Origin of the sequence: Escherichia sp. MOD1-EC7003, from assembly GCF_002965065.1 — a bacterium.
In the GTDB taxonomy this organism is placed as follows: Bacteria; Pseudomonadota; Gammaproteobacteria; order Enterobacterales; family Enterobacteriaceae; genus Escherichia.
Map to the genome: position 1 here is coordinate 1 of NZ_PTRE01000327.1, position 370 is coordinate 370.

The window sequence follows — 370 nt, forward strand, 5'->3', positions numbered from 1 at the left end:
GACGAACAGTGCTAAGCACAGTTCTTAATCATCTCGCCAAAACCTACCAGAATATGGTGTTGGTTTATTAGCGCTGATTTATGGGGATCCCTCAGCGCTGCTGTGCGGGTGATCGTGATGCTGGAAACCTTACCGACAATCTCCCGGTGAATATTCGCCCGGATAGTGGGGATTTTCGGCAACTGGATAGCGTCACTTAATACCTTCCCATTGGGATGGTAGCTGGATTGCTTGCCGTGCTTGCTTTTGAAGACGGGGAATCTGGCTTTGAGCTTCTTGTTAAAGAAGTTGGCAAATGCCTTATCCAGATTAATGACCGCTTGCTGTAGCGTCAGCGAGTCATATTATTTGAGCCAGTTATAGCGGCGTG

1 pseudogene is annotated in these 370 nt (G+C 48.1%); it reads right to left on the bottom strand.

The features are described from left to right. Positions 1–98 precede the first annotated feature (98 nt). A pseudogene (locus A7090_RS26940) lies at positions 99–370 on the bottom strand (RNA-guided endonuclease TnpB family protein); the annotation flags it as partial.